Origin of the sequence: Christensenella intestinihominis (genome assembly GCF_001678845.1) — a bacterium.
GTDB lineage: Bacteria > Bacillota > Clostridia > Christensenellales > Christensenellaceae > Christensenella > Christensenella intestinihominis.
Genome location: NZ_MAIQ01000007.1, coordinates 151,236 through 178,008 on the forward strand (window position 1 = coordinate 151,236; position 26,773 = coordinate 178,008).

Below are 26,773 nucleotides of genomic sequence, written 5' to 3' on the forward strand. Positions count from 1 at the left end.
ATTGGAAAGATAAGCGGAAATAAAAGCGTTGCCGCCGGAAGAGGAAGCGCGGGGCTTATTCTGCATTTTTGGAGGAATCTATGTATTTTATCGCCGGGCTCGGGAATCCGGGCCTGAAATATAAAAATACGCGGCATAACGCGGGCTTCCAGGCACTGGATATTCTTGCCAGGCGTCATGGTATCAAGCTGAAGTCGACAAAATTTGACGCACATGCCGGGCAGGGAATGATCGGCGGCGAGAAGGTCATGCTGATCCGCCCGACGACCTTTATGAACAACAGCGGCTATGCGGTGGACGGAATTCTCAATTATTACAATGCCGACCTTTCCCGGCTGATCGTGATGTATGACGATATCGATATTCCCTTTGGCGCGCTGCGCATTCGTGAAAAGGGCAGCGCGGGAACGCACAATGGAATGCGGTCGGTTATCGGCTATACCGGTTCCGGCGATTTCCCGCGCATCCGAATCGGGATCGGCAAACCGGAAGGAAACCTGATCGGGCATGTGCTGGGAAAATTTGAGAAGGAAAAGCGCGACGAAGCGCAGGAACTGTTCAGCCGTGCGGCGGACGCCTGCGAAAGTATCGTGCTCGAAGGTGTTGCGCGTGCCCAGGCGAAATTTAATAAATAGCAATGCTTATTGAATGAAAGGAAGCGTGATTTGAACGACGCGGTAAGCCCGCTGATTATAAAAAGCGGCGCGTTCCAGGATGTATTGAAATGTATCCGGGGAGGGCAATTGCCCTGCTCGGTTTTTGGCGTTACCCCGCATGCCAAGGCATATTTTGCCGAAGCGGTTGCAAGGAGCGCAGGCAGGCAGGTGCTGTGCGTCACAAATACGGAACAGGCGGCGCGTGAATATGCGGCCGCGGCAGGCGTACTGTTCCCTGAAAACGATGATTCCATACGCGCGGCACAGGCCAAGGGGCGCGATGAAGAACTCGTGCGCGTAAAGGTCATGAAAAATGCCGGGGCGGTAAGGAAACCGGTATTCCTTTCCATACGCGCGTTTCTCGGGAAAGTTGTCCCGCGGGAAAAGTTTAACGGGACCTGCCTGCTGCTTGAAACGGGAAGCAGCTATGACGGCGAAGCGCTAATGCAGGAGCTTACCCGGAACGGATATGAACGCGTGGGAACCGTTTATTCGCGCGGGGAATTTGCGCGGCGCGGGGAAATCCTTGATATTTATCCGCCTGATTCCAAAATGCCGCTGCGCATTACGTTTTTTGACGATGAAATTGAAAGCATCCGCACCTTTGACAGCGAGACCCAGCGGTCGGCGGGAAAACCGGCGAAAGAATATCTCCTGCCGCCGGCGCGCGAGGTGGTGCTGGGCGAAGAGGAAAAGAAAAAGCTGTTCAGCTATCTCGAACAGCAGGAGAACAAAAAGCTTGCGGACAGCATCATGGCGGATGTGGAGGAATACGGCAATTTTGAAAACGCCGGAACTTTCCTGCCGGTGATGTTTCCCCCGGCATATATTACGGATTATTTTCCGGACGCCCTCCTCCTGTTTGATGATTTTGAACGGATTTACGGCGAGGGAAAACGCATCCTGACGGAGTTTTCGGATATGGTCGCCCACGTTACGGCGGAAGGCGACGCCTTTCCTGTCCAGGGCGAAAGCATGGGCGAGCTGCGGACGCTTATTAAAAACAAAAACGCCGATATCATCGATATGGCGGGCACGAAAAACGCACGGCTGAAAACGGTGGGCGAGGTGGATATGGAGATGCACGGGGCGGTGGAATACCGCGGCCGTGTGGATCAGCTTGCAAAGGACCTGCTGGGACGGCGGGAACACGGCTATTCCGTGCGCATGTTTGCGGGGGGCAAGGCGCAGGCGCTTTCCTCCGCCCTTGCGGAGCTTGACGTAATCGCGCCTGTGGAAAAGGAAATGTCGTCCCCGCTTTCGGTCAGCGGGGAATATGTTTCCTATGGATTTGAAATTCCATCGGGAAAGCTCCTCGTGCTGGGTGCGAATGATATTTACGGGCGCGTAAAGAAAGCGCCGGTTAAAAAGCAGCGGCAGCATGCGGAGGAAGATATTTTCAGCGATCTTTCCCCCGGGGATTTTGTGGTGCACGACGTGCACGGCAAAGGGAAATACCTTGGGCTCAAAACGCTTGAAGCGGGCGGGACGGTCGCGGAGTATATGGAAATCGAATACCGCGGGGGAGACAAGCTCTATATTCCCACCGCGCAGATCGACCGCGTGCAGAAATATATCGGCAGCGAGGATGCGCCGCCACAGCTCTCAAGGCTCGGCGGCCGCGAATGGGAAACTGCCAAAACAAAGGCGCGCGAATCGGCTTTAAAACTGGCCTTTGACCTTGTGGATTTGTATGCCCAGCGGTTTGAAAGCAAGGGACATGCTTTCCCGGAGGATACGGTGTGGCAAAAGCAGTTCGAAGACGCCTTTGAATATGAGGAAACGGATGGACAGCGGGAGAGTATCGAGGAAATCAAAAAAGATATGGAATCTCCCCGCGTGATGGACAGGCTTTTGCTCGGGGATGTGGGGTATGGCAAGACGGAGGTCGCTATGCGCGCGGCGATGAAGGCGGCGGGGGACGGCAAGCAGGTGGCGGTGCTCGTACCGACGACGCTGCTCGCCCGGCAGCATTTAAAGACCTTCCGGGAACGGTTCCATGATTTTCCCGTGACCATCGCGGGCCTGACGCGGTTTTCCAAGGGACAGCACAAGCAAGTGCTGGAAGATTTGCGGCGGGGAAAAATTGATATTATCATCGGCACCCACCGGCTTCTTTCGGGCGACGTGAAGTTCAACGACCTGGGGCTTTTGATTGTGGATGAAGAGCAGCGCTTCGGGGTGACGCACAAGGAGAAGATCAAGCTTTTGAAACAAAGCGTGGACGTGCTGACGCTTTCGGCGACGCCGATCCCGCGTACGCTCGAAATGTCGCTCGTGGGTATCCGGGATATGAGTACGCTCGATACGCCGCCTTCCATGCGCAAACAACCGTATTCCTATGTGATGCGCTATTCGGACGGACTTCTGCGCGACGCGATTATGCGCGAAATCGGCCGGGGCGGACAGGCCTACCTTGTATGCCGCAGGATCAGTGAAATGGACCGGCTTGTGGCCGATGTGAAACGCAATGTGCCCGAGGCACGGGTTGCGGCCGCGCACGGGCAGATGGGCGAGGCTGAGCTCGAGCGCGTCGTGGGAGGGTTCATCGACGGGGAATACGACGTGCTTGTGTGCACGACGATTATTGAAAGCGGTATCGATATCCCCAGCGTGAATACGATCATTGTATATGAGGCGGATAAATTCGGCCTTTCACAGCTCTATCAGCTGAAGGGGCGCGTGGGCCGTTCGGATAAAAATTCATATGCCTATTTTACCTATCTTGGCGACGGCAGCATGAAGGAAAACGCGGCCAAGCGCATGGCGGCGATCCGTGAGTTTACACAGCTTGGGAGCGGATTTAAAATTGCCATGCGGGATTTGCAGATTCGCGGCGCGGGGAACCTTTTAGGGCCGGAGCAGAGCGGGCATATGGCGACCGTGGGCTATGCCATGTATTGCAAGCTGATGCGCGAGGCGGTTGCAACGGCAAGGGGCAGGCATGTGGAGGCGGAATTTGAAACCTCGGTAGAGCTTGGCGTACCCGCCTATATTCCGGACAGCTATATCGCGGGCCAGACGGATAAGATGGATATCTATAAGCTGATTTCAAAAATCAAGACGGTAGCGGACGCAAAGGCCGCGGCGAAGGAGATCGCCGACCGCTACGGCAAAATCCCGAAAGAGGTCAACAACCTGATCGTTACGGCGACGGTGAAAAGCTATGCGGCTGCCGCCGGGATTGCCAGCGTGATTAAGAAGGCGGACGGAATCGAGCTGAAATATTCGGAAACGGTGAACCCGAATGTAAAGAAACTGTTAAAAATGGTGAGCGGACGCGCAAATGATGTTATACTGAGACCGTCGACCCCGCCGACGCTTGTTTATCGGACGGAAAAGGGATTTGATACGAACGCGTTCCTTGAGTTTTTGGGTGGGATAAAGATGCGCCGCCGGAAGGGTTGAATGGAAATCCGTATAATGGGCCTGCGTTGCAAAATATGGGGACATCCTGTATAATATATCCATTATGCATTTATTGGAAAGGAACAATAGCAATTATGAATCGAATGAAAAAAATCATGGTAACGGCAGTGTGCGCCGTCCTGTGCGTTGCGCTTGCATCGTGTTCCATGGTATCGGTCAACGAAGATAAAGACCGCGCACAGGTTGTGGCAGAGGTAAACGGGACGCAGATCACCAAAGGCGAGGTGATGGACCAGGTCGATATGAACCTTGCGGTTTATGGTATGACGCGGGAACAGTTTGCCGAGCAATATGGCGCGGAGCAGTTTACAGCCATGAAGGAAGATATGCTCGACCAGTTTGTAAAGGGCGAGCTTTTGTACCAGCACGCGCAGGCGGACGGCCTTGTCGAGGATACGGAAGAAGTGCGCGCGGAAAAGCGGAAGGGCATTGAAGATACGCTTGCAAGCCTTAAGAGCGGCATTGAGGATACGGCGAACGCCGACGATACAATCACGGATAAGGACGCTTATATCGAAGAGCAGTATGCAAAATATTCCGAGTTGTACGGATATAAGGATATCGACAAAGCGGTTGAAGATTCGATCAAGACGGATGCGATCAATGCGGAAGTGGAAAAGCTGAACGGGGAAGTGAGCTATTCCGAGGAAGAAGCGAAAGCATATTACGACGAGCTGATGGAAACGCAGAAGCCTGCGATTGAAGAAGACGCGACAGCCTATACGACGTATAAAAATTCCGGCACGGTGGTGTACGAGCCCAAGGGCGCGCGGTATGTCAAAAACCTGTTGATCGGCCTGCCCGACGACGTACAGAGTGAAATTAAAACCCTGCGCCAGAATGGGGACGACGAAGGAGCGGACGCAAAGCTGCAGGAAGAGCTTGCTAAAATCAAAGATTCCGCGGACGCCGCGCTTGCACGCGCGAAATCCGGCGAAGATTTTGACGCGCTGATTGAAGAACTGGGCACGGATACCGGAATGAAGTCTGAACCGGCGAAAACGAAGGGCTATCTCGTATTCCCGGGCTCGGGCATGGTGGAACCGTTTGAAACGGCCTCGATGGCCCTTCCGTCCGTGGGTTCGATTTCCGACCTTGTGCCGACGGATTACGGCTACCATATCATCCAGTATACGAGCGAGGGCGGCGGAGAAGTGCCCTTTGAAGATGTGAAAGAAAGCATCACCAGCAAAAAGCTGAATGAGGTACAGACGGCGCATCAGGATGAAACGATCGAGCAATGGAAGAGTGAGGAAAGCATCAAGACCTATCCGGACCGGCTCTCCACATTTGCATAAGCTGAACAGGGTAAAACAAAGGGACTGTACAGATTTTGTACAGTCCCTTTTTGGAAGTATCGTTCCAGGGGAAATGCTATTCGCAGCGGCCCCAGTTACGGAAGCGCTCATCCCATGCGCCTTTGTGGTGGCGGCGGAAGCGGGGGTCCATTTCGGGACATGGCCCGTGGTGCGGGCCATGCTCCGGCGAACCTCCCCGGGGGCCGCAGTGAGGACCGCGGCCAAGCGGTTCCTCGGGTTCGCCTGCCTCCGCAAGGACGGACTGCCATGAATCTGTCAGTTTGCCGAGCAGGAAAGAAAACTGTTTCCGTTCGTCTTCGGAAAGCGCCCCGAATATTGTTTCATCCAATGCCTCCCGGCCTTGCGTTGTCTGCTGCACAAGCTCCTTCCCCTGTTCCGTAAGCGTAACAATCATATTGCGCTTGTCCCTGTCGTCCGGCGTGCGTGCGACAAGGCCTTTATCTTCGAGCTTTTTCAAAAGCTCGCTTAAGGAGGAGGGACGGATGTCGAGCAGGAAAGCAAGGTCCTTCTGACCGACAGGCTCGTTTTCAAGAATTTGGAAAAGCAGACGTCCCTGGCCGGGATGCAGCAGCGGGTTTTCCCCCTGTTTGTGGTAAAAGTGATAGATACGCCCCATCAGGCGGGAAAAACGGAAGGATTGATCCATCAGTTTTTTTTGTAAGTGTGAATCCATTTCATCGTGCTCCTTTCAATTGATTAGGCACCTTATTAAATAATATAGCTCCATTGAAAGCCGATGTCAACAGAAAAATGATTAGGTACTGAAATATTTTTCGGGGGAACCTCAAAGAATTTGCCGTACCTATCTGCAGGTACGGATGAATTCCTCCTTGGAAACAATGGTTTTCCCGGCCGCCATGCGGAATCGGTTTCCTCTTCTGCTTTTCCGGCGTTGGTTGCAAAGAGGAAGGAAAGCGGATATAATTTTGGGATAACGATGAACGGAAAGTGTGGAAGCTGATGGAATTACAGATTGTAGAACTTGTGCCCGAAGCGGATATGCTGCCGCTGCGCGCTGCCCGCGCGATCCGGGAGGCGGACGCCGTTGTCCTGCAAAGTGAACGGGCGGAATGCGCAAAACAAGTCCGGGAATGGAACCGGAATATTGTTACGCTGGACGACCTGTTTGAAACGGCGGAGGATTTTGACGCACTGTATGCCGCGGGCGCCGGACGCATCGGGCAGGCGGCGCGCGGGAGTGTGGTTTTTTGTGTGCTTGGCGATGCGGGAACGAACGGTTTTATCCGGGAACTTTTGCGGCAGGGGGCCAGCCTTACCTATATTTCCTGCGGCAGTGCAGTCGCGGCGGCGGTTACTGCGGCGCGAAGCGAGTTCCCGGTTGGGGAATACGGCGTGTTCAGCGCCCGGGACATAGGCGGCGCGGTTTTCGACACCACGGGTGCGCTGGTCATTACGGGCGTGGATAATGCCTATTCTGCGGAAGGGGTGAAGTGCGCCCTGTCCGAATACTACGCGGAGGACACCCGGGGAATGCTTTACGCGGGCGGGAAATCCGCGCTGGTGAAGCTTTACGACCTAGACCGGAATATAGAGCTTGGAACGGGCGGGATTTTTGTGTTGCCCGCGGTCCCGTTATATGAAAAGGAACGGTATGGGCTTTACGACCTCGTGCGCGTGATGAAGGTGCTGCGCGGGGAAAACGGCTGCCCGTGGGACAGGGAGCAGACGCACGAAAGCCTGCGCCAGTATATCCTCGAGGAAGCCTACGAGGTGGTGGACGCGATTGACGCGGACGATATCTGTGCGCTGTACGATGAGCTCGGCGATGTGTTCCTGCAGGTTGTGTTCCACGCGGAGGTGGCGCGCCAGTGCGGGGAATTTGATATTGACGACGTAGCGACGGCGGTATGCAAAAAAATGATCCGCCGGCATCCGCATATTTTTGGGGACGGCAGGGCGGATACGGCGAAAGAGGTCGTTACCAACTGGGAAGCTATTAAGCGGGAAGAAAAAAACAATGAGACCTTTGTTTCCGTGCTGCGCGACGTACCGCGCTCGATGGGGGCGATGATGCGGGCGTATAAGCTGCAAAAAAAAGCGGCGGCGGTCGGTTTCGACTGGAACGATGCGAACGCGGCGTTCCCCAAGGTAGAGGAAGAGCTTGCCGAATGGAAGGAAGAGCTTGAAAACGGGACAAAGGACGCTATGGAGGGCGAAGCAGGCGATTTGCTGTTTGCGGTAATCAACGTCCTGCGCCTTAAAAAGACCAATCCCGAGTTATGCCTCAATAAAACATGCGAAAAGTTTATTGAACGGCTGGCACTGATGGAAAAGTATGCGGAAAATGAACTCGCCGGGCTCACACTTTCCGAGCTCAACGGTTTGTGGGAGCGTGCAAAGCGTGAAAAAGCGGATGAAATAGGCAAAAATGCTGAAAAAATAGGTTGATTTATGCATTTGATTGTATTATAATCATCACAGTGTCAAACCGCGCGGAGTGGCCTCCGCCCGGAAATTTATTAAAAAATCTCAAGGAGGGTAAAGTTTTGAATAAGACTGAACTCGTAGCTGCTATCGCGGCAAAGGCCGGAATTTCCAAGAAGGACGCAGACGCTGCTCTGAGCGCATTTGCAGACAGCATTATCGCAGAAATCAAAAAGGGCGGAAAAGTACAGATTGTTGGCTTCGGTACGTTTGAAGCAAGAAAGCGCGCTGCACGTACGGGCATCAACCCGCAGACGAAGGAGCAGATCAAGATCGCTGCTTCCACAGTTCCCGCTTTCAAAGCCGGCAAAGCTTTCAAAGATGCTGTAAAATAAGCTGAGAATGCAAACAGGGCATCCAATAATGGGTGCCTTTTTTGTTACATGAAAACAATCTGACGGGAGCCGTCAGGAACAAATCGGTTTTGCGCGGCGGCGTTTTCGCCGGGCAAAACAACATTGAGCGAGGGGATCACCCAAGGGGAACAGCGTGTTCCCCTTGGGAAGCGAGCAGTGCGAGCGCCATAAGGTGGGTGCCTTTTTTGTTGTGCGAAAACAATCTGACGGGAGCCGTCAGGAACAAATCGGTTTTGCGCGGCGGCGTTTTCGCCGGGCAAAACAACATTGAGCGAGGGGATCACCCAAGGGGAACAGCGTGTTCCCCTTGGGAAGCGAGCGGGGCGAGCGCCATAAGGTGGGTGCCTTTTTTGTTGCACGAAAACAATCTGACAGGAGCCGTCAGGAACAGACCGGTTTTGGGGAGTACCGCGCGAATAATTTTAACAATTCGTAAATTCAGGAGCGCATGCCTGCCGGCCAATTGAATCTTGCCATAAAAAGAGATATAATATAACTATCTATGTACTGTTATAGTTTTTCGAATGTTCGAACGGGCAATATTTGCCGGAAACTATATACGGCATACGCTGGTACAGCCGTATATCCTGTTTCAATTTGCTGTAAGCGAGGAATAAAGATTTGAGACTGGACAAATACCTGAAAGTATCTCGGCTCATAAAACGCCGCACGGTGGCGCAGTCCGCATGCGCGGGCAGCCGCGTCCTTGTGAACGGAAAGGAACGCAAGCCAAGCTATGCGGTGAAGGTGGGGGACGAAATCACCATTGAATTCGGTTCGAAGCCGCTCCGCGTGCGTGTGCTTGCCCTTGTGGATACAACGAGGAAGCAGGAAGCCGAAGGAATGTATGAGGTGCTGGAATAGGCGATGAAGATTTGTGCGATTATCCTTGCGGCGGGCAGCGGCCGCCGCATGAAAATGGATACCAATAAGGTTTTTATTAAATTTGACGAACAAAGCGCTGTGGTGCGCTGCCTGAAGACATTTGAAGCGACGGGACTTTTTTCGGATATTATCGTCGTATGTAAACCGGAAGAGCGCGAAACCATGGAACGCAAGGCAAATAAATACGTTAAAGGCGTCCGCTGTGTTTTCTGCGAAGGAGGCAGGGAGCGTCAGCATTCCGTGGCCAACGCCCTCCGCCTTGTGCCGGGCGATGCGGACATCGTAATGGTCCACGACGCGGCACGGTGCTTTGTGACGGAGCGCATCATCCGCGACTGCGCGGCGAGCGCCATCCGCTGCGGGAGCGGCGTTACCGCCATCCCGGCGACGGATACCATCAAGCGTACCAGGCGCAACGTGGTGGAGGAAACGCTTCCGCGTGAGGAACTGGTATGCGTGCAGACTCCGCAGGCCTTTTCGCGCGACCTCATTATGCGGGCCTATGCGCAGGCGGCGGAAGACGGCTTCCTGGGTACGGACGATGCGTCGCTTGTGGAACGCATTTGCGACGAAGTGCATATTGTGCCCGGTTCGCCGGACAATATCAAGCTCACGACCCGCGCCGACGTGGAGCAGGGAGAGGATATTGCCCGTAAGCAGCAGGCCTCCGATATCCGGATTGGGAACGGCTTTGACATGCATGCCTTTGCAAAGGGGCGCAGGCTCGTGATCGGCGGGGTGGAGATTCCCTGCGAATTCGGCCTTGACGGCCATTCCGATGCGGACGTGCTGGTGCACGCGATTATGGACGCGCTCCTCGGCGCCGCGCGTATGGGCGATATCGGGGAGCTCTTCCCGGATACGGACCCGAAATATAAGGATATCTATTCCATCGATCTTTTAAAGGAAGTGGGAACGCTGCTGGCCAGGTATGGATATTGCGTGATTAATATTGACAGCACGCTGATTATGCAGAAGCCCAAGGTAATGCCTTACCGCGACGCGATGGTTGAAAACATTGCGAATGCGCTCGGTATGCCGCGTTCCTATGTGAACGTAAAGGCGACCACGACGGAATACCTCGGCGCGGTCGGCCGGGGCGAGGGCGCCGCCGCGCAGGCGGCGTGTATCCTCCAGAAAAAGCGGCAATAACACAAAGGAAACGAAAGTATGCGCAGACACAGGCATAAAAGCATAACGACCGTGCGGCAGCCAATGATGCTCAGCCGCATCAAACGGAATAATTTCTGGATGCGCTTTCGGGTCGTCCTGTTTATCGCCGGGATTGCGGCGGGTGTTTTGGCGATTATATTTTTCGGATTTCCACTGGTGGAAGACCTGATTAAGGGGGTAGACCCTTCGCTGCGTTACCAGCCGAAGGTGGAAGCGAGCTTTTCCCTGGATGAGGAAGGCGCGCCCAAGGCAATCAAATCTGAGGAAATGTACTTTGATAAAAAATACCAGCTCAAAAACGAGCCGTATATTGACGGGGATAATATTATTTTTACCACCCAGGTGCAGAAGGGAAATATCCAGCAGCTTGACGGCGTGGTCGTCTACAACACCCGGACGGGCGAGGAACGGCTGCTCGCAAATACGGAAAAAAAGTACAATAATTTCATTTCACCCGTGTTGTCGGGAAACATTGCCGTTTATCTTGACAGCCTGGTAACCGGCGGCGGACGGATTTTGGGTTATGACCTTGAAAAAGACGAACAGTTCCTGATTAAGGAATATGCATACGCCCCGCCCGGCCTTTCGATCAGCGGAGACCGGCTCGCTTTCATGCAGTGGGCGGGGGAAGAAACACAGCGCCTTTATATCTATAACGTAGAGACGCGCGAGCCCGCGACGATCAAGCTGTATGAGCCGACCACGGGAAACAGCAACGTGGACATTTCACAGTCCGACATGGTATGGGCGGTGGAGGACGGCAAAGGGAACAGCGTTTTGAAGCGGATTGCTTTCGATGGGGACACTTCGACATTTGACGATTACAATTTTGGAAATACCGTATACGGGCCGAAAACGAATGGAAAGCAAATTGTGTTCAGGACAGAAAAAAACAGCTCCTCCTGTACGCTGATGATATCCACGGAGGGCGGCGAGCCGGCAAAGCTTGCGGAAGGCGTGTTCGATTACGACATTGGAGATAATTTTGTGGCCTATTCCAAGGACGGGCAGATTTACGTGGCCTATACCAATTCGACGGATACGGTGAAACTCACGAACGACGTGACGCGCAACCGGCTTGCTTCGGCAAACGGGAACGGCGTTTGCTATTACGATGAAACGGACAAATCCACCGAAAACGCCGTGCTTGACGAAGTGGTCCAGTATGCGTATGTGCCCGGAAACTGACGGAGGAACTTAAGTGGCAAAGAGCAAAACGCAGTTTATATGCAGCGAATGCGGATATGCAAGCGGGAAATGGTCGGGCCAGTGCCCGTCCTGCGAAAGCTGGAATACCATGGTGGAAGAGCTCGTCGTGACCGCGCCTGCGGCGGCGGGGAAAAGCACCTCCGTTCCCGGACGCATCGTAACGTTTGATAAAATTCCGCTGGAATCAGGGAAACGGTTCCGCACGGAAATTGAAGAGTTCGACCGCGTCCTCGGGGGAGGCGTCGTGCCGGGGGGAGTTACCCTCGCGGGCGGGGAACCGGGGATCGGGAAATCAACGCTATTTTTGCAGGTGGCCAAACAACTGACGGCCTACGGGAGCGTGCTTTATGTGTCGGGGGAAGAATCGCCCTCGCAGATTAAGATGCGCGCGAAACGCCTTGGGGTGGAAGAAAATATTTACCTGATGGCGGAGACGGAAGTGGGCAGCATCCTTGCGGGGGTGGAGCAGCTTTCGCCTAAATTCCTGATTATCGATTCTATCCAGACGCTTTACGACGCGGGCCTTTCCTCGGCGCCGGGCAGCGTCGGGCAGGTGCGCGGCTGCGCCTCGCGCATTACCCAGGCCGCAAAGCATATGGGAATAGCTGTGTTTATCGTGGGCCACGTAACCAAAGAGGGCGCGATTGCGGGTCCGCGCGTGCTTGAACATATCGTGGATACGGTCCTTTATTTTGAGGGGGAACGCACGTCAAACCTGCGCATCCTGCGCGCGGTGAAAAACCGTTTCGGTTCCACGGACGAAATCGGCGTATTTGAAATGCGCGATGCGGGCATGATGGAGGTAAAAAATCCCACGATGCTTTTCGAGGGAGACTTCGGGCAGGATATGAGCGGCGTCTCCGTTTTTGCCGCCACCCAGGGCACGCGGCCGATGCTGCTTGAAATCCAGGCGCTGTGCGCGCATACCCAGCTTAATATCCCGCGGCGGCTTGTATCGGGAATTGACCAGAACCGCCTTTATATGATATGTGCGGTTTTGGAAAAGAAAATTGGTTTAAAACTGTATCAGCAGGATATTTTTGTAAACGTGGCGGGCGGCATCAAGGTGCGCGAACACGCGGCGGACCTTGCGATGGCGGTTTCCATCGTGTCTTCCCTGAGGAACCTCGGGGTGCCGAGGGATACGGCCTTCATCGGCGAGGTCGGGCTTTCGGGCGAGATACGCCATGTGGCCCAGCTTTCGAAGCGGGTATCCGAATGTGCCAAGATGGGAATCGGGCGGGTGTTTGTGCCCAAAAGCAGTCTTGAACGCGGCGTGGAGTACAAGGCAAAGGTGGAGGGCGTCAGCACGCTGTCGGATGTCCTCGCGAAGGTTTTTTAAGATTTGTAAGGTATTGTTCATAGAAAAGACATAATTTTATTTTATACTGGTAAGCATTCCCTGTAGCGGGAGGTATGGCTTAATATTATGAAAATTAAATAGGAAGGAGTGATAGGATGTTTTATAAACTGATGCGGCTCTTTATTGTAGTAGTCGGATGCTTCATCGGCCCGGGGCTGGTGCTCCTCGGGGTGACGCTGTACAACTACTTCGCATCGGCGGACCTTTTCAGCACGCTCCAGACATGGGTGCCATTCGTCGCGTATATCGCAAGTGGAATTATTTCCGGAATCATATTTTTTATTTTATCCAAACGTTTGGCGGGCGCGTTTGAAAAGAACACGAAAAAGGTGGAGGCAAAGCTTGCGGCGACGCCGTCGGTAACGCTTCTTTCAGGAACGATCGGGCTGATTCTGGGGCTTGTGGTGGCGGCGCTTATTTCCATTATTATCGGGCTGATCCCGATTGCGTGGTTATCGATACCGCTTACGATCCTCGTATACCTTGTGTTCGGGTCCATCGGCCTTTCCATGGGTGTCCGCCGCCGGTTTGATTTCACGGCGTTCCTGCATTCGCGCAAATCGGGAAAAGGAACGGAGGCCCGGAAAGAACCGGGAACCTTTATTTCGCCGAAGATACTTGACACCAGCGTTATTATCGACGGGCGTATCCTTGACATCTGCAAAACGGGAATGTTCGAGGGAGATATCGTGGTGCCGGAGTTCGTGCTGAAAGAACTGCAGAGAATTGCGGATTCAAGCGATTCCATGAAGCGGACGCGCGGCAGGCGCGGGCTTGATATTTTAAGCAGCATGCAAAAGGAGCTCAAGAATTCCGTCCGGGTTACGGACGCGGATTATGAGGATGTGCCCGAGGTGGACATCAAGCTTTTGAAGCTGGCGAAGGACCTCGGGGGCAAGGTTGTCACCAACGACTACAACCTGAACAAGGTGGCGGCGGTGCAGGACGTTCCGGTGTTCAATATTAACGAGCTTGCCAATGCGGTCAAGCCGATCCTGATGGCGGGCGAGGAAATGTCGGTTACCATTGTAAAGGACGGCAAGGAGGCAAGCCAGGGCGTCGCGTACCTCGACGACGGGACGATGATCGTCGTGGAGGGAGCGAAGGGCCGGGAAGGCGAGACGCTCGACGTGATTGTCACCAGTGTGCTGCAAACCGCGGCGGGCCGGATGATTTTTGCCAAAACAAAATAATGCGGGAAAAGCGCGGGCGGCCTCGCCCGCGTTTCCAATTTTCCGGCAGCGGGGAAGGAAACGGGACATGCTTTGGCTGATACGAAAAAAATTGCGGCAGGGCAAAAAAATTCTTGTTGACATCTTGTTTTTCCTGTGATAATATAGTAAACTGCATTAGCATAGTTGTACTGTGGTGGACTGGCTCTACCGGTCCGGGCCAAAATGCCTCTGGAAAGCCAATTCCGGGGTGTTTGGAAAAGCGGTGTGATAGACGTGCATGTGCTTTTCGGTCGTGAATAATCAATTTAAATATAGGAGTTGTTGTTTAGTATGCATGAAGTTAAGTTTGGAACGAATAAGAGAATGACCTTTTCCAAGATCAAAGAAGTTCTTGATATGCCGGACTTAATCGAAATCCAGAAGAACTCTTACAAACGCTTTTTAGAGGAGGGCCTTGGGGAAGTACTGAAAGACATCTCCCCCATTACGGACTATTCCGAAAACCTGGTACTTGAATTTGTGGACTACCACATTTCCGATTCACCTAAATATGATGTAGAGGAATGCAAGGAACGCGACGTGAACTATGCCGCGCCCCTCAAGGTACAGGTGCGCCTCTTCAATAAGGAAACGGGCGAAGTTAAGGAACAGGAAGTGTTCATGGGCGACTTTCCGCTGATGACTGAGAAGGGAACCTTCATCATCAACGGCGCCGAGCGCGTTATCGTGTCGCAGCTCGTCAGGAGTCCCGGCGTTTATTTTGGGGTTGCGAAGGACAAGACGGGCAAAGACCTCTTCAGTTCCACGGTAATTCCGAACCGGGGCGCATGGCTGGAATATGAGACGGATTCCAACGATTGCATGTATATCCGCGTAGACCGGACGAGGAAGCTTCCGGTGACGGTGTTCCTGCGTGCGATGGGGCTTTCCACGGATACGGACCTGCGCGCGTTTTTTGGCGACGATATTAATATCGAGGCTACCATCAAAAAGGATAATACCTCCGTCAAGGAGGAAGGCCTGCTTGAAATTTACAAGCGCCTGCGTCCGGGCGAGCCGCCGACGGTGGAAAGCGCCAATATTTTGATCGGTTCGCTGTTCTTTGATAATAAGCGGTACGACCTCGCGCGCGTCGGACGGTATAAATTCAACAAAAAACTGGCGATTTCAAGCCGGATCGAAAACCAGGTTGCCGCAGAAAATGTGGTAAACGAGGATACCGGCGAGCTTCTTGCCTCCGCGGGCGACGTAATTACGCCGAAAATGGCGTTGGCGATTGAGAACGCGGGCATTCCCTCGGTGGATATTTCCGTTGGGGAAGAGGTGGCGCGCGTACACGGCAACCGCTTTGTGGACGCAAAGGGATACCTCGATTTCAAACCTGCGGACGTCGGGATCAATGAAAAGGTCTATTATCCGGCCTTAAAAGAAATGCTTGACGAGTACGGAGCAGATAAGAAAAAGCTTAAGGAAACGATTAAGGAAAACCTGCATGTGCTGATTCCGCGGCACATTATCATCGACGATATGTTCGCTTCGGTCAGTTATTTCCTTGGCCTTAAATACGGCCTCGGCGTGACGGACGACATCGACCATCTCGGCAACAGGCGCCTGCGCAGCGTGGGCGAGCTTTTGCAGAACCAGATTCGCGTCGGCCTTACGAGGCTCGAGCGTGTGGTGCGCGAGCGGATGTCGATTCAGGATATGGACGTGGCGACGCCCTCAAACCTGATCAATATCCGCCCGGTGACGGCTTCCATCAAGGAATTCTTCGGTTCGTCCCAGCTTTCGCAGTTTATGGACCAGACGAACCCGCTTGCCGAGCTCACGCATAAAAGAAGGCTGTCGGCCCTGGGGCCGGGCGGCCTCAACCGTGACCGTGCAAGCTTTGACGTGCGTGACGTTCACCATTCGCATTACGGCCGCATGTGCCCGATCGAGACGCCTGAAGGCCCGAACATCGGCCTCATCGGGTCTCTTTCCACCTATGCAAGGATAAACGAATACGGCTTTATCGAAACACCTTTCCGTATTATTGACAAGAAAAACGGGCTTGTGACGGATAAGGTGCAGTATATGACGGCGGACGAGGAGGAAGACCTCATCGTTGCGCAGGCAAACGAGCCGATCGACGAGAACGGGCAGTTTGTACGCGAGCGCGTTATGTGCCGCGTGCGCGACCAGATCGTCGAGGTAACGAGGAACGAAGTGGACCTGATGGACGTTTCGCCGAAGCAGCTTGTTTCGGTCGCGACTTCCCTTATTCCCTTCCTTGAAAACGACGACGCAAACCGCGCCCTCATGGGTTCCAACATGCAGAGGCAGGCGGTGCCGCTGCTGATTCCGGAAGCGCCGGTGGTTGGAACGGGTATGGAATATAAAGCGGCGTACGACTCCGGCGTGCTCTCCATTTCCAAGAAGAGCGGTGTCGTAAAGAGCGTAGACGCAAAAAATATTGTGATTGCAAACGACGACGGAACGGAATCCGAGTTCCACCTGATTAAGTTTGCGCGTTCCAACCAGGGAACGTGCATCAACCAGCTTCCGATCGTATATGAAGGACAGAAGATTGAAGCGGGGCAGGTGGTCGCCGACGGGCCTTCCACGGCGCAGGGCGAGCTTGGCCTCGGCAAAAATGTGCTGATCGGGTTCATGACATGGGAAGGCTATAACTACGAGGACGCAATGCTCCTTTCCGAGCGCCTTGTAAAGGACGACGTGTTCACCTCCATGCACGTGGCGGAGTATGAAGCGGAGGCGCGGGACACGAAGCTCGGGCCGGAGGAAATTACGCGCGACATTCCGAATGTAGGCGAAGACGCGCTGAAGGACCTCGATTCGCGCGGTATTATCCGCATCGGCGCGGAGGTTCGCAGCGGCGACATCCTTGTCGGCAAGGTTACGCCCAAGGGTGAGACCGAGCTCACGGCGGAAGAACGGCTCCTGCGGGCGATCTTCGGTGAAAAGGCGCGCGAGGTGCGCGATACTTCCCTGCGGGTGCCGCATGGCGAGGGCGGCGTGGTCGTGGATGTCAAGATATTCACGCGTGAAAACAAGGATGAACTCACGGCGGGCGTTAATAAGCTCGTGCGTGTTTACATTGCACAGAAGCGGAAAATCTCCGTGGGTGATAAAATGGCCGGACGCCACGGCAACAAGGGCGTTATCTCGCGTATCCTTCCGATGGAGGATATGCCGTTCCTGCCGGACGGCCGTCCGCTTGATATCGTTCTTAACCCCCTCGGCGTACCTTCCCGTATGAACATCGGGCAGGTGCTTGAGGTTCACCTCGGCATGGCGGCGCGCGCTCTTGGGTTCAATGTGGCGACGCCGGTATTCGACGGGGCTTCCGAGGAAGACATCGAACAGCTTCTCGCGCAGAGCGGGCTTTCGCCCGACGGCAAAACGGTGCTTTACGACGGCCGCAGCGGCGAGCCGTTTGAAAACCGCGTTACCGTCGGTTATATGTACATCTTAAAGCTGCACCATCTGGTGGACGATAAGATTCACGCGCGTTCCACGGGGCCGTATTCCCTCGTTACGCAGCAGCCCCTCGGCGGTAAAGCGCAGTTCGGCGGCCAGCGTTTCGGTGAGATGGAAGTGTGGGCGCTCGAGGCATACGGCGCGGCAAATACGCTGCAGGAAATCCTGACCGTGAAATCGGATGACGTTGTGGGCCGTGTCAAAACGTACGAAGCGATCGTTAAGGGAGAGAATATCCCCGAACCGGGCGTTCCGGAATCCTTTAAGGTGCTGATTAAGGAAATGCAGAGCCTTGGCCTTGATATCAAGGTGCTCTCCGAAGACAGGGGCGAAATTGCCATCAAGGAAACGGACGATGACGACGGCATGGCAATCGATATCAACATTGCCGGAGCGGAAGACCTTCCGGAGGATGGCGAAGACTTTGATGCGGGCGATATGGTCATCGAGGACCTCGACGATATTTCGATGGACGAGCTCGACCTGCCGGACATCGGCCTGCTTGAAGACGAGGATATTGATTTTGACGATTTTGACGACGATGTGATCGGCGACCTTGAAGAGGATATCGATATCAGCGAAGACCTCAACATCGATACGGAAGGCATGGACGACCCCGACGATATGTAACGCCCTGCGCACCCGGCGCGGACGTATGAATGGTTTATAATTTTTTTGAGATAGCAGAGAGGAGTGGAGTTACCTTTGTTTGAACTCAATACATTTGATTCGATACAGATTGGTTTGGCATCTCCGGAAAAAATACGCGAATGGTCGCACGGCGAGGTAAAAAAGCCGGAAACGATCAACTACCGCACATTGAAGCCGGAGAAGGACGGACTGTTCTGTGAACGCATTTTCGGACCGACAAAGGACTGGGAATGTCACTGCGGAAGATACAAAAGAATCCGCTATAAGGGAATTGTGTGCGAAAAATGCGGTGTGGAAGTGACGCGCGCCAAGGTGCGCCGCGAGCGTATGGGCCACATCGAGCTTGCCGCCCCGGTTTCCCACATTTGGTATTTTAAGGGGATTCCATCCCGCATGGGCCTGCTCCTCGATATGTCCCCGCGTTCGCTCGAAAAGGTGCTGTATTTTGCCGCCTTTGTCGTAACGGACCCGGGTGAAACCCCCCTTGAATACAAGCAGTTGCTGACAGATAAGGAATACCGCGAGGCACAGGCCAAGTTTGGCGAGGATGCGTTTTCGGCGGGCATGGGCGCGGAAGCGGTCAAGGTGCTGCTGAAAAAAGTCGACCTTGAGGAAGAAGCCAAGGCCTTGCGCGAGGAGCTGAAAACCTCTACGGGCCAGAAGCGCATCCGTGCGATCAAGCGCCTCGAGGTGGTGGAGGCATTCCGCCAGTCCGGGAATAAGCCGGAGTGGATCATTATGGACGTTATCCCGGTGATTCCCCCGGAGCTGCGCCCGATGGTACAGCTTGACGGCGGACGTTTTGCGACGTCGGACCTCAACGACCTGTACCGTCGTGTAATCAACCGCAACAACCGCCTGAACAGGCTTTTGCAGTTGCGTGCGCCGGACATCATCGTCAGGAACGAAAAGCGCATGCTGCAGGAAGCGGTGGACGCATTAATCGATAACGGCAGGCGCGGACGCCCGGTGACGGGCCCCGGCAACAGGCCGCTTAAGTCTCTTTCCGATATGCTGCGCGGCAAGCAGGGGCGTTTCCGCCAGAACCTGCTCGGCAAACGTGTCGACTATTCCGGGCGAAGCGTTATTGTGGTCGGCCCGGAACTCAAAATGTACCAGTGCGGCCTTCCGAAGGAAATGGCGCTCGAGCTCTTTAAGCCGTTCGTCATGAAAAAGCTCGTTGAGGAAGGCTTTGCCCATAACATCAAATCCGCAAAGCGGATGGTGGAAAAGGTGCGCCCCGAAGTTTGGGACGTGCTTGAAGAAGTGATTAAGGGACATCCGGTGCTCCTCAATCGTGCGCCTACGCTGCACAGGCTTGGAATCCAGGCGTTTGAGCCGATCCTCGTGGAAGGCCGCGCCATCAAGCTGCATCCGCTTGCCTGTACGGCATATAACGCCGACTTTGACGGCGACCAGATGGCCGTGCACGTTCCGCTTTCGGTGGAGGCGCAGTCTGAAGCAAGGTTCCTGATGCTTGCGGCAAACAATATCCTGAAGCCGCAGGACGGGAAGCCGGTTGTATCGCCTACGCAGGATATGGTCATCGGTTCCTATTACCTGACCATCCATAGAAAAGGCGCAAAGGGTGAAGGCAGCATCTTTGCTTCGCCGGATGAAGCGATCCTTGCATACAACACGGGGAATATCGACCTCCAGGCGATGGTGAAAATCCGTGTGACAAAAGAAGTAAACGGCGAGATGAAAACGGGTATCATCGAGACGACGACGGGCCGCGTGATTTTCAACCAGGCAATCCCGCAGGACCTCGGTTATATGGACCGTTCCATCCCCGAAAACGAATTGAAGTTCGAGGTAGACCAGCTGATCGACAAAAAGCAGCTCGGGAAATTGGTTGACCTTTGCTTCGCCAAGCTTGGGCCCACAAGGACTTCCCATGTGCTCGATAATATCAAGAAGCAGGGCTTCCATTATTCGACGATCGGCGCGATTACGGTTTCCGTATCGGATATCAAGATTCCGCCGGCGAAGAAGAAACTGCTTGCCGAAGCGGAAGACCGCGTCCTTACGATTGAAAAGCAGTATAAGCGCGGCCTGCTGACGGATAAAGAGAAGAAAGACAATGCGGTCAAGGTCTGGGAGGAAACGACCAACAAGGTTACGGATGCGCTCATGAAGAGCCTTGACGAGTTCAACCCCATCTATATGATGGCGAACTCCGGCGCCCGTGGTTCCACGAACCAGATCAGGCAGCTGGCCGGTATGCGCGGCCTCATGGCGGACCCGAACGGTGAAATCATTGAAATCCCGATCCGTGCGAACTTCCGTGAAGGCCTTACCGTTCTGGAATACTTTATTTCCTCGCACGGCGCGCGCAAGGGCCTTGCCGATACGGCGCTCCGTACGGCAGACTCGGGTTACCTTACCCGCCGTCTGGTCGACGTTTCGCATAACGTTATTGTACGCGAGGTGGACTGCTTTGAAAGCCTTGGCGAACAGGTGCAGGGCGTGCCGATCAGGAAGCTTACGAATACGAGCGGCAAGGAAGTGATCGAGCCGCTTGCAGACAGAATCCGCGGGCGCTATACGTCGCAGGATGTTATTGATAAGGACGGCAATGTAATCATTAAGGCCAACGAGATGATTACGAATGAAATTGCCGAACGGATAGAAAAGGCGGGCATCGAAGAGGTTTATATCCGTACGGTGTTCACCTGCAAGAGCGAGCATGGCGTATGCGCGAAGTGCTATGGCGCGAACATGGCCACAGGCGGACCGGTGGATATCGGTGAAGCGGTGGGCGTCATCGCGGCACAGTCCATCGGCGAGCCGGGTACGCAGCTTACGATGCGGACGTTCCATACGGGCGGCGTCGCCGGCGGAGATATTACGCAGGGTCTCCCCCGTGTCGAGGAACTGTTCGAGGCGCGGAAGCCGCGCGGCCTTGCGGTTATTTCCGAAATTGCCGGTACGGTCGCCATCAACGATACGCGCAAAAAGCGTGAAATCACCGTGGCAAACGATTCGGGAGAGGCGAAAACCTATCTCATTCCGTACGGCTCGCGCGTAACGGTTGTGGACGGGCAGACGATTGAAGCGGGCGACGAGCTCACGGAAGGCTCGATCAACCCGAACGATATATTGAAAATCAAGGGCGTCAAGGGCGTTCAGGAATACCTCCTGAAGGAAGTCCAGATGGTATACCGGATGCAGGGTGTTGAAATTTCCGATAAGCATCTTGAGATCATCGTACGCCAGATGCTCAAAAAGTGTAAGATTGAGGATGCGGGCGATACGTCCATGCTTCCGGGCGAGCTTGTGGACATTTTCCAGTTCGATAAGGAAAACGAACAGATGATCGCGGGAGGGAAGGAACCGGCAACCGCGTCGCGCGTGTTGCTCGGAATCACCAAGGCGTCGCTCTCCACGAACAGCTTCCTTTCGGCGGCTTCCTTCCAGGAAACGACGAGGGTGCTTACCGAGGCGGCAATCAAAGGAAAGGTGGACCCGCTTCTCGGCCTCAAGGAGAATATCATCATCGGTAAGCTGATTCCGGCCGGTACGGGTATGAAGCGGTATAAGAACATTGACGTTATCAGCAATGTCGTCAATGAAGATATCGCGGCCCAGATCGACGACAACCTGTCGGATACCGAACTCTGAAACAAATAGACAGAACAGCGGGCGGAGGCGGAAACGCCTCCGCTTTTTGCAAGGCTCACAAAGAGCGGGGGCTCTGTAGGAGGATTGAATGGGCAATACAAATTATGATCCGCGCCAGAATGAAGAAATGAAAAAGAGATGTCCGATTGCGGACAGCGAGCTGTGCGACTGGCTGGGGAAAAACGGTTGTTACCAGTGCTATATCAGTTCGCTGAAGTCGGACAATAAAAAGGAAGAGGCGCTCGAACACTGGAAGGTAACGCTTTCTTACCTGCCGGATAATATCGATGACCTCCATCTTTCGGATGAATGCCAGTTCTGCAAGGATGAAAAACCGGAAAAAGCCGAATATTACGCGACCTTTGAAATGGCGCATCCCGAACCCTATGCCGAAAAAGGCATGATCCTTGGGCTGGGGAAAAAGGTGCGCACGCCAATCGGTTCGCTTCTTTCCATCCAGGCGGGCATCGGCAAGGAGTGTAAAAAGGCGTTCCGCATGGCGGATACCCTGCAGCTCGGAACCTTTCTCGGCTTTCTTGTGGCGGCCTTTGTACTGCTGATGATTCCGCAGATCGGCCAGGCAATGGCAAACTGGATGGCGTTTATGCCGTACATCTTCATTGCACTGATGCTGCTTGCGGGTTATTTCCTCGGAAAAAACCTCGCCGCATCCCATTTGAAAAAAATAAAGAAACGGGTAAAGGTTGACCTTGCCGAAATTCCGCAGATAAGGCAGATGCTGAACCGGGGCTGGTTTTTTTTCCAGACGGGCAGCGACGGAATGCCGAAGGTTTTCTTCCATAAAACAAAAGCGTACGACTGCCTGAAACGGCGGCGTGAACCCGGCGAAGAGGAAGAAGACGATATGCTTGACAATATCAACATTTGAGTGGTATTATATTTAGGCGCGCTTTTTGCGTTTTTTGAGGGAATATGATGTATGAAGAATTGAAAAACGCCGAAAACAAGGTGGTTGGCCTGAAGCAGTTGTTGCGCGGGCTTGACGCGGATGAAGTCGTACTCGTGTACATTGCCGACGATGCGGACGTGCACGTAAAGGAACAGATTCTGGCGGCCATTGGCGAAAAGGATATCCATGTGGTGAATGTGGATTCCATGCGCGAGCTTGGGGCGCAGTGCGGCATCGATGTGGCAGCCGCATGTGCGGCGATCCTCAAAAATTAATTTTCTTCAGGGTTGCGGAGAATTTAAACTATATTCTGTAAGAATTGACGATTTAAGAAAGGAAGGTGCGTGTATGCCTACCATAAACCAATTGGTAAAACACGGCAGAAAATCTCAGATTTCAAAGTCGAATTCGCCTATACTGAAACAGTCCCCGCAGAAAAGAGGGGTATGTCTTGCAGTAAGGACGATGACTCCTAAAAAGCCGAATTCTGCCCTCCGTAAAATTGCAAGGGTTCGCCTTGTAAACGGCATGGAAGGTACGGCTTATATTCCGGGTATTGGACATAACCTGCAGGAGCATAGCGTTGTCCTCATCAGGGGCGGCAGGGTAAAAGACCTCCCTGGTGTAAGATACCATATCATTCGCGGTGCCCTCGATACGGCCGGTGTTGCGGATCGGAAACAGGCCAGGTCGCGTTATGGCGCGAAAATGCCGAAAAAGTAAAAAAGTACTCGGATTTGCGGGTTTTGAATTTTCCTGCGGCTTCCGCAGGCCGCAATGGACCTTGTGTTCTATTGCATCCTGCGGGTTCCCTGAAAAATCCAGAACCCATCGAATCATGAGCGCTTTTGTCGCGTGAAATGTGAAACCACATTGCGCGCCTGGCAAGCTTGCTTTAAAAATCTTATTTGAAGATTCCAGCATAGCTTGTCACGGGAATAATGTATGCTGCCGCGGAGCGGCTCCTTCATTATTCATTATTGTTTATTCACTATTCATTGACTAAAAGGAGGGCTTTCTAATGCCTAGACGTGGTGGAGTTCCGAAGCGTGAGGTAATAGCGGATCCTATGTATAACAGCACGGTCGTAACCAAGCTTATCAACCAGATTATGGTTGACGGGAAGCGGGGGACGGCCCAGCGGATTTGCTACGACGCTTTTGAAATAATCAAAGAAAAAACAGGACAGGATGCGATCGACGTATTCAATTCCTGCATGGAAAACGTAATGCCTGTACTTGAAGTAAAGGCACGGCGCGTTGGCGGTGCAACCTATCAGGTTCCGATGGAAGTGCGCCCCGAGCGTCGCCAGACTCTCGCAATTCGCTGGCTGGCATTGTTTTCGAATAAGCGCGGCGAGCGCACGATGCGTGAGCGCCTTGCTTCGGAAATCATGGATGCGGCCAATAATACGGGCGCAAGCGTGAAAAAGAAAGAGGATATGCATAAGATGGCGGAAGCGAACAAGGCGTTCGCACATTACAGGTGGTAAGAAGCCGAAGGCATATCAACTGAATGGCGACAGGAATTGCGGAAGCGGTTTTGCGGGGGAATTCCCTGTAAAACCGCCGATGCTTTAAAAGGGCACCCCGTGGGAAAGCGGCGGAGCAGCGCACAGGCGAAGTATCCGTGAGAGCGGAACGGAGCAGGGCGGGCTTTGCGACGAAGAGCGAACACGCGGCTGCGTGTATCGGCAGCCATGCGGGTTTGCGGCGTTTTCCGAGCGGTAAACTTATTGTAAACGCGCGGCAAATTTTGTGTAAAAACGCTGGATATCCGCGTGCCGCCCAAGTATACTGTTGTCTGTTGGCTAAAAAATTTTTTTATATAAATTTTTGATCGAAATTGGAAAGGAGATACAATGTCTGGAAAATTTCCTCTTGAAAAAGTAAGGAATATCGGTATCATGGCGCATATCGATGCGGGTAAGACCACCGCTACGGAACGTATCCTGTTCTATACGGGCAGAACCTATAAAATCGGTGACACCCACGACGGTAACGCAGTCATGGACTGGATGGAGCAGGAGCAGGAAAGAGGCATCACGATTACGTCTGCCGCAACAACGACACAGTGGGAAGGTCATCAGATTAATATTATCGATACTCCCGGGCACGTTGACTTCACGGTGGAAGTGGAACGTTCCCTGCGCGTGCTGGACGGCGCTGTGGCGGTGTTTTGTGCGAAGGGCGGCGTAGAGCCCCAGTCTGAGACCGTATGGCGTCAGGCGGAAGGCTATGGTGTTCCGCGTATGGCGTTTGTCAATAAGATGGACATCATGGGCGCCGATTTTTATAACGTGGTCGATATGATTAAGGAGCGCCTTGGCGCAAATCCGGTGCCGCTTCAATTGCCAATCGGCGTTGAAGACACCTTCTCCGGCGTGATCGACCTCGTGGAAATGAAGGCGATCACATATCCCGAGGATGATCCTACGGGCACGAAGTTCGATGTGGTGGACATCCCGGACGATATGAAAGAGATTGCGGACGACTACCGTGAGAAGCTGATTGAATCCGTGGCCGATCACGACGAGTCTATTATGGAAAAATATTTCGCAGGCGAAGAGATTACAAAAGAAGAAATCATCAAAGTCCTGCGCAAAGGAACGATCGCCGGAACGATTATCCCGGTGTGCTGCGGCAGCGCATACCGCAATAAGGGCGTGCAGCCGCTGCTCGATAAAATCGTTGAGTTGATGCCGTCCCCGCTGGATATTCCTCCGGTAAAGGGAATCAAGCCGGGTACGGACGAAGAAATCGAGCGTCCGGCAGACCCGAACGGCCCGTTTGCGGCCCTTGCGTTCAAGATTATGGCAGACCCGTTTGTCGGGAAACTGGCCTTCTTCCGTGTTTATTCGGGCAAGCTGCGCAGCGGCTCTTATGTGCTCAATTCCACGAAGGGCAAGCGTGAGAGGATCGGACGTATCCTGCGGATGCATGCAAACCACAGGGAAGAGGTCGACGAGGTCGAAGCCGGTGATATTGCGGCGGCAGTCGGCTTTAAGGACGTTGGAACGGGCGATACGCTGTGCGACGATAAGCAGCAGATCATCCTCGAAAACATGGTGTTCCCGGACCCGGTTATCCAGGTAGCGATCGAGCCCAAAACGAAGGCGGGCCAGGAGAAGATGTCCGTGGCGCTCCAGAAGCTGGCGGAGGAAGACCCGACCTTCCGCGCGTATACGGATGAAGAAACGGGGCAGACCATCATCGCCGGAATGGGCGAGCTTCACCTCGAAATCATCGTAGACCGTATGCTCCGCGAATTCAAGGTGGAAGCCTCGGTTGGTAAGCCGCAGGTTGCTTACAGGGAAGCGATGACAAAGCCGGTCGACGTGGAAGGCAAGTATGTCCGCCAGTCCGGCGGTAAAGGCCAGTATGGTCATTGTAAAATCCATGTTGAGCCCCTTGAGCCCGGCAGCGGCTATGAGTTTGAGAATAAAATCGTCGGCGGCGCGATTCCGAAGGAATATATTCCGTCGATTGACGCAGGAATTCAGGAAGCGGCCAAGAGCGGTATTGTCGGCGGCTACGAAGTGGTAGACTTCAAGGTTACGCTGGTAGACGGTTCTTATCACGAGGTCGACTCTTCTGAAATGGCGTTCAAGATTGCGGGTTCCATGGCCATCAAGGAAGCGTTCGCAAAGGGCGGCAGTATCCTGCTTGAGCCGATGATGAAGGTTGAGGTTGTCGTTCCGGAGGAATACCTCGGCGACGTAATGGGAAATGTAAATTCCCGCCGCGGAAGGATCGAAGGAACGGAAGCGCGCGGTAGCGGGCAGATTATCCGCGCAATGGTGCCGCTCTCCGAGATGTTCGGCTATGCGACGGACCTGCGTTCAAGGACGCAGGGACGCGGACAGTTCACAATGCAGTTTGACCATTATGAACCGGTTCCGAAGAGCATGGTAGAGAAGATCGCCGGGGAAAAGAAATAAAAAAGTACTCAGGTTTGCAGCATTAACCGCGGGCGCTTTTAAAATGTTGAAGCAACAGGCGAGGATGATCGCCGCACTACGAAAAAAACGAGAAAAGAAATAAGGAGAAAAAAGCAATGGCAAAGGGTAAGTTTGAAAGAACGAAACCGCATGTA

The 26,773-nt window shown here is 53.8% G+C and carries 18 protein-coding genes; 17 read left to right on the forward strand and 1 reads right to left on the reverse strand.

Going from position 1 to position 26,773, the window contains the following annotated elements; all coding sequences use genetic code 11:
• Positions 1 to 80: 80 nt before the first annotated feature.
• The 3 genes from pth (at position 81) to BBD38_RS10565 (ending at position 5,383) form a co-directional block, all read left to right on the forward strand.
• Positions 81 to 635 carry an aminoacyl-tRNA hydrolase gene (pth, locus tag BBD38_RS10555; protein WP_066687995.1) on the forward strand — a complete coding sequence of 185 codons (555 nt, stop codon included), beginning with the start codon at positions 81 to 83 and terminating at the stop codon, positions 633 to 635.
• A 30-nt stretch (positions 636 to 665) separates the two neighbouring features.
• A complete protein-coding gene (gene mfd / locus BBD38_RS10560) occupies positions 666 to 4,064 on the forward strand; it encodes a transcription-repair coupling factor (protein ID WP_066687997.1) in 3,399 nt (1,132 codons plus the stop codon).
• A gap of 104 nt (positions 4,065 to 4,168) precedes the next feature.
• Positions 4,169 to 5,383 carry a peptidylprolyl isomerase gene (locus BBD38_RS10565; protein WP_066687999.1) on the forward strand — a complete coding sequence of 405 codons (1,215 nt, stop codon included), beginning with the start codon at positions 4,169 to 4,171 and terminating at the stop codon, positions 5,381 to 5,383.
• Positions 5,384 to 5,459: 76 nt separating this feature from the next.
• On the opposite strand, the gene BBD38_RS10570 is transcribed toward BBD38_RS10565, so the two are convergent.
• Positions 5,460 to 6,077 carry a MarR family winged helix-turn-helix transcriptional regulator gene (locus tag BBD38_RS10570; RefSeq protein ID WP_066688001.1) on the reverse strand — a complete coding sequence of 206 codons (618 nt, stop codon included), beginning with the start codon at positions 6,075 to 6,077 and terminating at the stop codon, positions 5,460 to 5,462.
• A gap of 287 nt (positions 6,078 to 6,364) precedes the next feature.
• Here BBD38_RS10570 and mazG point away from each other — a divergent pair, with 287 nt between their 5' ends.
• The 14 genes from mazG (at position 6,365) to fusA (ending at position 26,618) form a co-directional block, all read left to right on the forward strand.
• Complete coding sequence (mazG, locus tag BBD38_RS10575) at positions 6,365 to 7,813, forward strand: nucleoside triphosphate pyrophosphohydrolase (RefSeq protein ID WP_066688003.1); 1,449 nt, start codon at positions 6,365 to 6,367, stop codon at positions 7,811 to 7,813.
• Between the two features lie 32 nt (positions 7,814 to 7,845).
• A complete protein-coding gene (locus BBD38_RS10580; RefSeq protein ID WP_258107099.1) occupies positions 7,846 to 8,184 on the forward strand; it encodes an HU family DNA-binding protein in 339 nt (112 codons plus the stop codon).
• 642 nt (positions 8,185 to 8,826) lie between these two features.
• Positions 8,827 to 9,069 (forward strand): RNA-binding S4 domain-containing protein, encoded by a 243-nt coding sequence (locus BBD38_RS10585; RefSeq protein WP_066688005.1) that lies wholly within the window; start codon positions 8,827 to 8,829, stop codon positions 9,067 to 9,069.
• A gap of 3 nt (positions 9,070 to 9,072) precedes the next feature.
• The gene (locus BBD38_RS10590; RefSeq protein WP_066688007.1) at positions 9,073 to 10,242 is read left to right on the forward strand and encodes a bifunctional 2-C-methyl-D-erythritol 4-phosphate cytidylyltransferase/2-C-methyl-D-erythritol 2,4-cyclodiphosphate synthase; all 1,170 of its coding nucleotides are present in this window, start codon (positions 9,073 to 9,075) and stop codon (positions 10,240 to 10,242) included.
• 18 nt (positions 10,243 to 10,260) lie between these two features.
• Positions 10,261 to 11,451: a TolB-like translocation protein gene (locus tag BBD38_RS10595; protein WP_066688009.1), complete on the forward strand. Its 1,191-nt coding sequence runs from the start codon at positions 10,261 to 10,263 to the stop codon at positions 11,449 to 11,451.
• Between the two features lie 13 nt (positions 11,452 to 11,464).
• Complete coding sequence (gene radA / locus BBD38_RS10600) at positions 11,465 to 12,814, forward strand: DNA repair protein RadA (RefSeq protein ID WP_066688012.1); 1,350 nt, start codon at positions 11,465 to 11,467, stop codon at positions 12,812 to 12,814.
• Between the two features lie 116 nt (positions 12,815 to 12,930).
• The gene (locus BBD38_RS10605) at positions 12,931 to 14,028 is read left to right on the forward strand and encodes a PIN/TRAM domain-containing protein (protein WP_066688014.1); all 1,098 of its coding nucleotides are present in this window, start codon (positions 12,931 to 12,933) and stop codon (positions 14,026 to 14,028) included.
• Positions 14,029 to 14,340: 312 nt separating this feature from the next.
• Positions 14,341 to 18,123 carry a DNA-directed RNA polymerase subunit beta gene (gene rpoB / locus BBD38_RS10610; protein WP_066688017.1) on the forward strand — a complete coding sequence of 1,261 codons (3,783 nt, stop codon included), beginning with the start codon at positions 14,341 to 14,343 and terminating at the stop codon, positions 18,121 to 18,123.
• A 75-nt stretch (positions 18,124 to 18,198) separates the two neighbouring features.
• Positions 18,199 to 21,768 (forward strand): DNA-directed RNA polymerase subunit beta', encoded by a 3,570-nt coding sequence (gene rpoC / locus BBD38_RS10615; RefSeq protein WP_066688020.1) that lies wholly within the window; start codon positions 18,199 to 18,201, stop codon positions 21,766 to 21,768.
• Positions 21,769 to 21,856: 88 nt separating this feature from the next.
• A complete protein-coding gene (locus BBD38_RS10620) occupies positions 21,857 to 22,657 on the forward strand; it encodes a hypothetical protein (RefSeq protein WP_066688023.1) in 801 nt (266 codons plus the stop codon).
• Positions 22,658 to 22,701: 44 nt separating this feature from the next.
• Complete coding sequence (locus tag BBD38_RS10625) at positions 22,702 to 22,953, forward strand: ribosomal L7Ae/L30e/S12e/Gadd45 family protein (RefSeq protein ID WP_066688024.1); 252 nt, start codon at positions 22,702 to 22,704, stop codon at positions 22,951 to 22,953.
• Positions 22,954 to 23,026: 73 nt separating this feature from the next.
• Positions 23,027 to 23,401: a 30S ribosomal protein S12 gene (rpsL, locus tag BBD38_RS10630; RefSeq protein ID WP_066688025.1), complete on the forward strand. Its 375-nt coding sequence runs from the start codon at positions 23,027 to 23,029 to the stop codon at positions 23,399 to 23,401.
• 298 nt (positions 23,402 to 23,699) lie between these two features.
• Positions 23,700 to 24,170, forward strand: coding sequence for a 30S ribosomal protein S7 (gene rpsG / locus BBD38_RS10635; RefSeq protein WP_066688026.1), 471 nt, complete (start codon positions 23,700 to 23,702; stop codon positions 24,168 to 24,170).
• Between the two features lie 369 nt (positions 24,171 to 24,539).
• Positions 24,540 to 26,618 (forward strand): elongation factor G, encoded by a 2,079-nt coding sequence (gene fusA, locus BBD38_RS10645; RefSeq protein WP_066688032.1) that lies wholly within the window; start codon positions 24,540 to 24,542, stop codon positions 26,616 to 26,618.
• Positions 26,619 to 26,773 lie beyond the last annotated feature (155 nt).